This is a genomic window from Coleofasciculus sp. G3-WIS-01 (assembly GCF_040223135.1).
Classification (GTDB): Bacteria; Cyanobacteriota; Cyanobacteriia; order Cyanobacteriales; family Coleofasciculaceae; genus Coleofasciculus.
Map to the genome: position 1 here is coordinate 1 of NZ_JAVJZI010000137.1, position 9,889 is coordinate 9,889.

Sequence of the window (9,889 nt, forward strand, 5' to 3'; positions counted from 1 at the left end):
GCATATCGAAACTAGCTTCTGTAATGGAGCAAAACGCTTCTTCCAGAGATGCTCCTCTGGTATGAAATAGGCGACTATTTCATAGTAAGAGTGCTCGATGAAAGAAGCGCTACTCACGCCTTTAGGCTGAGGAGTGTCAAACGACAGTGTAGAACCCCTGCTCCCGCCATCGGCAGATCCCACGATGGTATTGCGTCAACTTTTTCCCGAATTGTGTCTGAACCAACACCCCTGTAATCGGAAGCCCACGGTGATTCAGCGTCATACGATGGGAATTAGCGATCGCGACACTTACTATATTCGCCTATTTAACCACCAGGGCAAACTGCTCGCCTTTTCACCCAATCAACCCCCGAATCTATCCCCAACCTTCAATCCAGAGCCATGGCAAACGATTTCCACGACTCAGGGTATCCGCTATCGCCAATTCACGATTATGCTGCACAGTGCTGATGCCAACCCTAACCCGGAAACTCAGCGCTCATCTTGGGGGTATTTACAAATTGGACGCACGTTAGCCCCTCTAGACGCCGAAAAGGTTCGTATTGAACGGATTTTAGTCAGTTGGCTACCCCTGGTTCTGGGATTAGTTCTAGCCTCCAGTTGGTGGCTCTCTGGATTGGCGATGCAACCGATATACCAATCCTATCGACAGCAGCAACAATTCACCGCTGATGCTGCTCACGAATTACGGACACCCCTGGCTAGCCTGTTAGCGACAGTTGAAGCCATATTACGGGTTCCCTTTTCAAATCCCCAAGACACTCACACAATGTTACGTCAGATCGAGCGACAGGGACGACGGTTAAGTGATTTAATCGCTGATCTACTTCAACTTACCAGCCTAGAACAACAGTCATCATCCGAAACGTTTCAACCCTGTTGTTTAAATGATTTGATTAACGATTTATCAGAAGAGTTTTTGGAACTAGCAACAAGTTCTGACATTCAATTAACTTGTGATATTCCCAAGCCATTAATTTACGTGCAGGGAAATGAACCCCAGTTGTATCGATTAGTCTCTAACTTAATTGATAATGCCATTCGCTACACCCCAGCAGGCAATAGCATTAATGTGAGTTTAGAGAAAAGCGATCACACGGCTGTGATTAAAGTAACCGATACCGGGATTGGCATTGCACCGACAGAACAAGCCCACATTTTTGATCGCTTCTATCGAGTGAATCGCGATCGCTCTCGTCACACAGGAGGCTCAGGATTAGGGCTGGCAATTGCTAAGGCGATCGCTATAGCACACCACGGTAGCTTGCAAGTAGACAGCAAACTAGGGGTTGGCAGTACGTTCACGGTTCGATTACCCTTGGCAGTTACCCCGCCCTTTATCAATGGACAATTAATAATTGATAATTGACAATTGATTAATTGGGTCTAAGACCTCTTCGTTAAAGATTTTCCTTAATTTCAATCCTCTTCTTTTAAGGAGAGGTCATTATCCATTGTTCATTATCCATTGTCAATTCAAACAATATAACCCGTTTTACGTTTAATATAATCTAGGATTTTTTGATAACTCTCTGGATCAGTTTGTTCATTAATAATAATCGGAATTGAACTATCGGGCAACCAAAAAGTTAACTTGCCACTCGCCGCATGAGAAAAGCTACTGATGCGGTTGAGATCGATTACATAGTCACTGCGTTCATATCTAACTTGAATCCAAGATCCGGCTAGGGAATGAGCTGAGACTTGTTTAATATACTCCAAAACTTGATGATACCCCTCGGGGTCACTGTGTTGATTAATGATAATCTGGTGGGCACTATTCGGCAACCAGAAAATAATTTTGCCGTTGGGAGCGCAGGCAAAAGCACTGATGCGATCGAGATCAATCACATAATTGCTGCGTTCGTAATCAATTTTTATCCAGTACGCCACAAAACCTCCTCAAGCCATTGCGAGCTTTGAGCTATGAGTTATAGATAATTTTGGCTCGCCTCATAACTCAAAATTCAAACCTCTAGGTCACGATACCTGCACTGGGGATTGCTGGAGAATGGGAGCATCAGTTGGGGGACTTGAAACCTCACCCTGACATTGTTCTATGGCAGCTTGTACAAATCCTTTAAACAAGGGGTGGGGCGCACTCGGTCGAGAGCTAAACTCTGGGTGAAACTGAGTGGCTAGGAAGAAGGGATGATCGGGGTATTCAATGATTTCCACTAAGCGACCATCGGGAGATGTCCCGCTAATCATGTAACCTGTGTCTAAAAGCAGGTTACGATAGGCATTATTAAATTCATAGCGATGTCGGTGACGTTCATAAATAACCTCTTCCCCATAGAGTGATGCTGCCAAGGTATTCGGCAGAATCCGACAAGGACACATCCCTAAGCGCATCGTACCGCCTAAGTCCACAACATCCTGCTGTTCAGGTAACAAGTTAATCACGGGATTACGAGCATTAGGTACAAACTCAGCACTATGAGCATCCTCAAGCAGGGCAATATTTTGCGCCCATTCAATTACAGAACATTGCATTCCTAAGCATAAACCGAGGAAGGGAATCTGATGGGTACGGGCATATTCAATCGCCGCAATTTTGCCATCTACGCCTCGGATACCAAAACCTCCCGGAACAATGATACCGTTGACTCCGGCTAAAAAGTCTGCGGCGCCCTCGGTTTCAATATCCTCCGAACTCACCCAACGTAGGTTGAATTCACTCCCCAATGCGATCGCGGCGTGGCGTAATCCTTCGACAACGGATAGATAAGCATCACTCAAGCGGATATACTTGCCGACAATGGCAACTTCCACCTTATGGATTGGGCTATGCATTCGTTCCACCAGGGTTTGCCATTGGCTTAAATCCGGTTCCCGTTGCGGGATTCGCAATAGATCTAGGGTTTGGTTTGCCAGTCCTTCTTGTTCTAAAATCAGGGGGACTTCGTAAATACTATTAGCATCGGGAGAAGTAATCACGGATTCCACAGGCACATCGCAGAACTCCGAGAGTTTCTCTTTAATCCCCGGTTGCAGAGGGCGATCGCACCGACAGACTAAAATATCAGGCTGAATACCAATAGAACGCAGTTCTTTCACCGAATGCTGAGTCGGTTTGGTTTTCATTTCACCCGCAGAAGGAATCCACGGTAGGAGAGTAACGTGCATATACAGCACATTATTGCGCCCCACATCCTTACGGAATTGACGAATTGCTTCCAAAAATGGTAATGATTCAATATCCCCGACTGTGCCGCCAATTTCCGTAATCACCACATCCGGATTAGTATTTTGAGCCACCCGATGAATCCGTGCCTTAATCTCATTGGTAATATGGGGAATCACCTGCACCGTTCCCCCCATATAGTCGCCGCGACGCTCTTTATTCAGAACCGCCTGATAGATTGATCCAGTGGTGACACTATTGAGGCGGGACATCAGCGTGTCTGTAAAGCGCTCATAATGTCCCAAGTCTAAATCCGTTTCCGCCCCATCTGCTGTGACAAAAACTTCCCCATGTTGAAAGGGACTCATGGTTCCCGGATCGACGTTAATATAGGGGTCTAGCTTAAGAATCGACACCGAATAGTCCCGTGATTTGAGCAATCGTCCTAAGCTTGCAGCAACGATACCCTTGCCGATGCTAGATACAACCCCACCTGTTACAAAGACAAATTTAGCCATAGAATTTTTAAGTACGCCAGACTTTTCAAGATGCACCCCGTTAATTGTGCCACAGTCTTTTAAGATTGTTTCGAGGAGAGCTAGAGCAGGATGCCCTCAATCACTCATAAGAGTAATCTTCCCCTGAGGTGGTTATTGAATTTATCTTCCGCCAACTGCGTACACCCACACCCATGAAACTTGCTTCCCCTGATTTGAGACGCCACCCGTCTCCTCTGGAAAATCCTTTCTCTATTGTCCCCATTTACGACTCGTCTGTAACTATGCCTGATTGGTTTTTGGCGATGCTTTTATCCTTTACGTTGAACATCCGCTTCCGTCTGGAATGTCCACCACGAAAGCCTGACGCTTTTTTAGTCCTTCTTTTCTCCTTAAGCACCATGAGCTATAGCTGACAATGCCAAAACCCCCATCACCTTCCCAACTCAACGCTCACCACTCTTTCCACGCTAGACGACGGGCTATGGCTTCTTACGGGCAAGTTAACAAATTGTCCGCTTACATTTGCAAAAGTTTATTTTTCTTTATCTAGAAAGAGTACAATGGCAAAATTTTATTCAGAACTCACAGAACCTTTACAAAAATTCATCCAAAAACAACAGATTTTCTTTACCGCGACAGCACCTCGACAGGGGCGAATTAATTTATCCCCCAAAGGCATGGATACGTTTCGCACTCTTGATCAGAAAACCGTCGCTTATCTGGATTTAACGGGCAGTGGCAATGAAACGGCGGCTCATTTGCAGGATGATGGTAGGCTGACTATCATGTTTTGCAGCTTTACCGATACGCCTCTAATTCTACGCCTTTACGGTCAAGGGCGGGTCATTCGCCCCACTGATCCAGAATGGGAAACCTTTTATACCTACTTTAATTCGCTGCCAGGACAACGGCAAATTATTGTTCTAGATATTGAATCAGTGCAAACCTCTTGTGGCTATGGTGTTCCAATATATGAATTTATGGGTGAAAGAGAAACCCTGGTTGAATGGGCAGATAACAAGGGAGAACAGGGAATTTATGAATATTGGCAGGCGAAAAACCTCACAAGCATTGATGGATTACCAACTCATCTTTTATCCGATTGAAAAAGTAGGCAGGGTGTGGAGAGATGGGGGAGCAGAGGGAGCTGGGGGAGCAGAGGGAGCTGGGGGAGCAGAGGGAGCTGGGGGAGCTGGGGTAGGTAAATGATCAATGACGAGAAAAGAGTTTTATCTGTAGGGGCTCTTTTCACTACTATCGTTTTTTGCTCACACTAATGTCACTAAACCCGCCCTGTCTAAATGATGAATTTCTGAATAAATGACGAATTACAAATGACAAATGACAAATGACGAATGACATATAAAACTATCATTGGATTAGCTATATTGGTATCAATTTTTACATCTGGAGCTAGGGCAGAACAACCCCTTTTCGTTGCCTATCCTTCTGCCAATCATCAAACCACGGCTGAGCAAATTTTCTTAATTGGAACAGCACCACCATCAGGAGACGTGCGGGTCAATAGTCAAGTTATCCCCCGCAGTCAGGCTGGACATTTTGCGCCGAGTTTTCCCTTGGAATTGGGCAAAAATAGCTTTACTTTGCGCTATCAAAACCAGACAATTCAGATTAATGTAACTCGTGTTGACCCTACCCCAAAGGTGCCAACCGGGTTAACCTTTGCCAAGGATTCCCTAACCCCAAACGTCGATATTGCCCGATTACCCGGAGAACTATTATGTTTTAGTGCGATCGCGCCGCCGAATGCTACAGTTACAGTGAACCTGGCAAATCAAGCCATTCCGTTGATGGCTCAATTCCAGAATATCCAGTTACCGCCAAATTCAGCCGGATTAATTGCTCAAAATCAGGTTGGTGTTCAATCAACGACGGGTTACTATCAGGGATGTGCAACCGCACAAATCGCGGCAAATTTAGGACAACCGCAATATCAGCTAACCTTGAATGGGAAAACCATAAGTCAAGCTGCACCCGGACAGATTTCAATTATCAACCCAGTTGAATTAGAGGTGGCTGAGGTAATCGTGGATGCAGGTGTAGCGCGAACAGGACCAAGTACCACCTATTCTCGCCTCACTCCCTTACCCAAAGGCGTCAGGGCGACGATTACGGGGCGGGAAGGGGAGTGGGTACGTCTGGATTATGGGGCGTGGATTAAAGCCGAAGAGGTGCGTATCGTTCCCAATACTGTTCCCCCGACAGCCATGATTCGTAGTATCCGCGCTCGTCAGATTCCAGGGGCGACAGAAGTAGTGTTTCCTTTAAGTACACCTGTACCGATGAGTGTTCAGCAAGGCGATCGCACGTTTACGCTAACGCTGCATAACACAACCGCCCAAACTGATGTGATCCGCTTGGATGATGACCCCTTGATTAAACGCTTAGATTGGCAACAAATTACACCAACTCAGGTAAATTATACCTTTAACTTGAAATCTGACCAACAATGGGGTTATGACCTGAGATATGAAGGAAGCAATCTCATCCTGACGTTACGTCATCCGCCCACGGTTCGCACTCAAAACGTAGAAGTTATCCCTGAAAATGCTTTACAACCGTTAACGGGAATTAAAATCCTTCTAGATCCAGGACATGGGGGGGCGGAATTAGGGGCGAGGGGACCTACAGGTTATCCGGAAAAAGATGTGAATTTGATTGTGTCGAAGTTACTGCGAGATCAACTTCGCCAAAAGGGTGCAACGGTATATATGACAAGGGAAGCGGATCAGGCGGTGTCGTTGGGCGATCGCGTGAATATGATTAATCAGATTAAACCTGCGATCGCGCTTTCAATTCATTACAACGCTCTCCCTGATGCAGGTGACGCGATGAATACTAAAGGGGTTGGGATGTTTTGGTATCATCCCCAAGCCCATAATTTAGCAGTATTTTTGCAGAATTATCTGGTGAACCAGTTAGATCGTCCTGCTTATGGGGTGTTTTGGAATAATCTAGCCCTGACTCGCCCTCATACCGCGCCATCGGTGTTATTAGAACTTGGATTTATGATTAATCCGGAGGAATTTGAGTGGATTACGAATCCGCAGCAACAACAGAGATTAGCCCGTGCGATCGCGGATGGGGTGACAGAGTGGTTCCAGAACGCTCAATAGAGCCAAACAATGGGAATTATTTGATTGATCCGGATGAAAAGTATAATTTAAACCCAAGATTCTGATGTCATGAATCCTGAAGTCCTTTTTCAAGCGAGTACAAGAAGACAGAAGAGTCCAGAGAGCAGAAGGCTCCAATGCTGCACTAGCGGTACCATTGTTGGTTGCGCTGGATAAAACAAACGTGATGTATTGACAAAGAATTAATAGAAATAATATACTGATAACATTAAATAATTTAATCGCTTTTAACTCTCTGCTCAAGATAAGTCTAACCAGTTTAGCTTTTAGACCGTTGTAGCTGTAATTGCGTTTTTTAACTAACAAAATGCTGGCATTAAAACGAAAAATATTCAGGGATAAACAGCCCAGACAGCGTTATCGAGTGGGTGCAATTGTCCTGACGGGAGTTGTCTGTGCCTTCGCCGTGTGGTGGACTCCGGTGCAAGCCCAAGACGCTGAAGCGGAAGAAACGACGACTGAACAAGTTCAAATTCCCGAAGAGGTAGATCCCCAAGCGGCAACCACGACGGAAGATCCGACGATTCCCGTCGAGGAATTGAGACTGTTGGTTCAACCGCTTACCCTAGCCGAACTCGAAATTGAGGCAGCAGCTTGGCTGGTGCTGCTCAAAGAAAAAGCCAAGGAAATTAGCGCCGCCGAAATTGCCATAAAACGGCAAAATTTAACCATTGGCAAACAGGAAGAAGCCGCAAATGCGTTAGACGATGCCAAGAAAGCCCTCGCCGAAGCAGAAGAAGCTCAAGCTGGTGCCACTCCTGGCTCTCCAGAATACGAAGAAGCGGCGAAAAAGGTAGAAGACGCCAAAGAAAACCTGAAAGTAGCCCAAGCAGCCATCGAGGAAGCCGCTGAAACTAAACAGAAGATTGAAGAAGACGAAACCTCAAGCAGCGCCCGGGAAAAAGCCGAGGAAATAGGGGAACTGGAGGCGGCAAAACAAGCGATTGAGGATGCGAAGAAAGCGCGAGAGGAGATGACGGCTGGCTCGTTGAGCTATGAAGCGGCAACGGAAAAAATAGATACCTTGGAAGCCGCGCTCAAAGACGTTGAGGATGCCCAAGAAGCCCAAGAGGGTACAATTCCTGACTCACCGGAACATAAAGAAGCAACTCAACAACTTGAAGCCGCCTTAGAAGCCCTGAAAAAAGCCAGGGAAGCCATTGAAGGAGTGGATGCCCCTGAAGAGCAATCCTCCAAAAATCTCGATGAACTGACAGCCACTCTGGAAAACACGGAAGTAGAGGTTGACGGCGAGGAAAAAGTCGCTGGACCCCCGGAAGTCGGGGATAGCCAAGAGGAACTCCAAGAACAGGAACAGCAGCTTGAAGAAGCAGCCGAACAACTCGAAGAGAATGCCGCCGCAGAATCGGAAGAGAAAAACCAACTGGTGATTGCAGTTACTGAACTTCAAGAGGAACGGACTGAAATTATTGATCGCTTTAATGTTATTCTCAACGAATTGGAGAAAAAAGGCGGCGATCCTGAGTTCTACCGCAAATATATTCAAGCGGTTAGTGGTGTTGAACTTGACGTAACCGACACCGAAGGTTTAGGGCTACGGCTGATCAACTGGTTCCAGTCAGAAGAAGGTGGCTTACGCTGGGTTAATAATACAGGCAAGTTTTTAGGCGTTTTTATCGGCGTCGCGATCGCGTCTCAGCTTGTCGGTATCATTGTTAACCAAACTCTTTCCCGATTAAGCAATGTATCCCAACTGTTACGTAACTTCCTAGTTATGCTGATCAAGCGCGGCGGTATCGTCGTTGCCTTCCTGCTCGCTCTAACCGCACTGGAAGTCAGCCTGGGTCCAATCTTAGCTCTGCTTGGGGGGGTGAGTTTCGTACTTGCCTTCGCCTTACAAAGTAACCTGGGAAATTTGGCAAGTGGTTTGATGATTATGGCGTACAAGCCCTTCGATGTTGGCGATGAAATCAAAGTCAATGATTTGTGGTGTTACGTCGATTCAATTACCCTTGCTAATACAAAACTTAAAGGGTGGGACGCTCAAATTTATACCGTTCCCAACAATACGATTTGGAGCAGTACCATTGAAAACCTGACCACCCAGGGTATTCGTAAGGGGGGAGTAAGTGTTCGTATTTCCTTCGACACGAACCTGCGCCGGGTCAAGAAAATTTTGTTGGAGATTGCCAACTCACACTCTTTGACTCTAGATAATCCAGCACCGTCGGTTTTTCCTTATAAAGGTGGTGACTATTATGTGAGTATCGGGATTAAATTTTGGACGAAAACTAATGACTTTTGGACAGCTTATGAAGAGATACTCTACATGGTTCAGGAACGCTTTGCCAAAGAAGGGATTTCAATCATACCCCAACAAGATATTCGCATCCACTATCCTGCCTCTAATGGCAAAACGCCAGAATTGGTTTCGCCAATGTCTGTCGAACCCTTAGAACCTCAACTCTCTAAGCGTAATACTGGATCATTCTTTGACCCGGAGTCATCCTTTGCTCCTGGGGTATCCGTTGACGCTGATCCGGATGGTCCAGATTAGAACCTAGCTTTTAGGTTTTAGGTAGGCTTTTCCACCGAAGAGACGTTCCACCGGAACGTCTCTACTAATTAGGGGAAAGCTGAATAAGTCTTGTGGTGGGGGTAGGTTGTACTCACGCCTCTGGCTCAATTCCAGCCGCTCGTAACTGTGCGATCAAGGCTTGAGCTCGAAGTCGTTCTTGTTCAGCCCGAAGTCGTTCTTGTTCAGCCCGAAGTCGTTCCTGCTCAACCAATTCTACCCCCCAAGGTAAAAGTTGCCCAGATTCATCCCACCACCGCAACCAATACCCCTGACGGTTTCCCTTCCTTCCTTCCCACACACCCAAAAATAAGCTGAGTGCTTCTATCCAATAGCGGTTCTCTTGTGGCGACTGCAAGACATAATGTCCAGCATCATTGAGCTGATACATTTCCAGCACACCTTCTTGAGGTTCAAAAATTCCATAGTTGGTAAAAGTATAGTCAAATATAGACAGACTTCATTTCATTGCAGAAATTCCCTTCGCTTTTACTTTGAGAGATTAATTCTCATAATAGTGAACTACGCACCTCTCTATCCCATAGCGGTTAAACGCATTTGGGAA

5 protein-coding genes and 2 pseudogenes are annotated in these 9,889 nt (G+C 46.1%); 4 read left to right on the forward strand and 3 right to left on the reverse strand.

Going from position 1 to position 9,889, the window contains the following annotated elements; translation table 11 throughout:
- Positions 1–130: 130 nt before the first annotated feature.
- Positions 131–1,372 (forward strand): annotated as a pseudogene (gene rppB / locus RIM23_RS13490) (two-component system sensor histidine kinase RppB); the annotation flags it as partial.
- 107 nt (positions 1,373–1,479) lie between these two features.
- Here the strand turns inward: rppB and RIM23_RS13495 are convergent.
- Together RIM23_RS13495 and RIM23_RS13500 are read right to left on the reverse strand one after the other, a co-directional pair.
- Entirely contained in the window at positions 1,480–1,896 is a 417-nt protein-coding gene (locus RIM23_RS13495) for a hypothetical protein (RefSeq protein WP_446367767.1), read from the reverse strand.
- A gap of 87 nt (positions 1,897–1,983) precedes the next feature.
- A complete protein-coding gene (locus RIM23_RS13500) occupies positions 1,984–3,648 on the reverse strand; it encodes a CTP synthase (protein ID WP_446367768.1) in 1,665 nt (554 codons plus the stop codon).
- 542 nt (positions 3,649–4,190) lie between these two features.
- On the opposite strand from RIM23_RS13500, the gene RIM23_RS13505 reads away from it, so the two are divergent.
- The 3 genes from RIM23_RS13505 (at position 4,191) to RIM23_RS13515 (ending at position 9,306) form a co-directional block, all read left to right on the forward strand.
- Positions 4,191–4,736, forward strand: coding sequence for a pyridoxamine 5'-phosphate oxidase family protein (locus tag RIM23_RS13505; RefSeq protein ID WP_446367769.1), 546 nt, complete (start codon positions 4,191–4,193; stop codon positions 4,734–4,736).
- A 249-nt stretch (positions 4,737–4,985) separates the two neighbouring features.
- A complete protein-coding gene (locus RIM23_RS13510) occupies positions 4,986–6,767 on the forward strand; it encodes an N-acetylmuramoyl-L-alanine amidase (protein ID WP_446367770.1) in 1,782 nt (593 codons plus the stop codon).
- A gap of 328 nt (positions 6,768–7,095) precedes the next feature.
- The gene (locus RIM23_RS13515; protein WP_446367771.1) at positions 7,096–9,306 is read left to right on the forward strand and encodes a mechanosensitive ion channel domain-containing protein; all 2,211 of its coding nucleotides are present in this window, start codon (positions 7,096–7,098) and stop codon (positions 9,304–9,306) included.
- A gap of 112 nt (positions 9,307–9,418) precedes the next feature.
- Here the strand turns inward: RIM23_RS13515 and RIM23_RS13520 are convergent.
- A pseudogene (locus tag RIM23_RS13520) lies at positions 9,419–9,751 on the reverse strand (Uma2 family endonuclease); the annotation flags it as partial.
- Between the last annotated feature and the right edge of the window lie 138 nt (positions 9,752–9,889).

Excerpts from the sequence above, each read along its gene's own strand:
- RIM23_RS13505 (WP_446367769.1), top strand. The coding sequence starts at position 4,191 with ATGGCAAAATTTTATTCAGAACTCACAGAACCTTTACAAAAATTCATC.
- RIM23_RS13510 (WP_446367770.1), top strand. The coding sequence starts at position 4,986 with ATGACATATAAAACTATCATTGGATTAGCTATATTGGTATCAATTTTT.
- RIM23_RS13515 (WP_446367771.1), top strand. The coding sequence starts at position 7,096 with ATGCTGGCATTAAAACGAAAAATATTCAGGGATAAACAGCCCAGACAG.
- RIM23_RS13500 (WP_446367768.1), bottom strand. The coding sequence starts at position 3,648 with ATGGCTAAATTTGTCTTTGTAACAGGTGGGGTTGTATCTAGCATCGGC.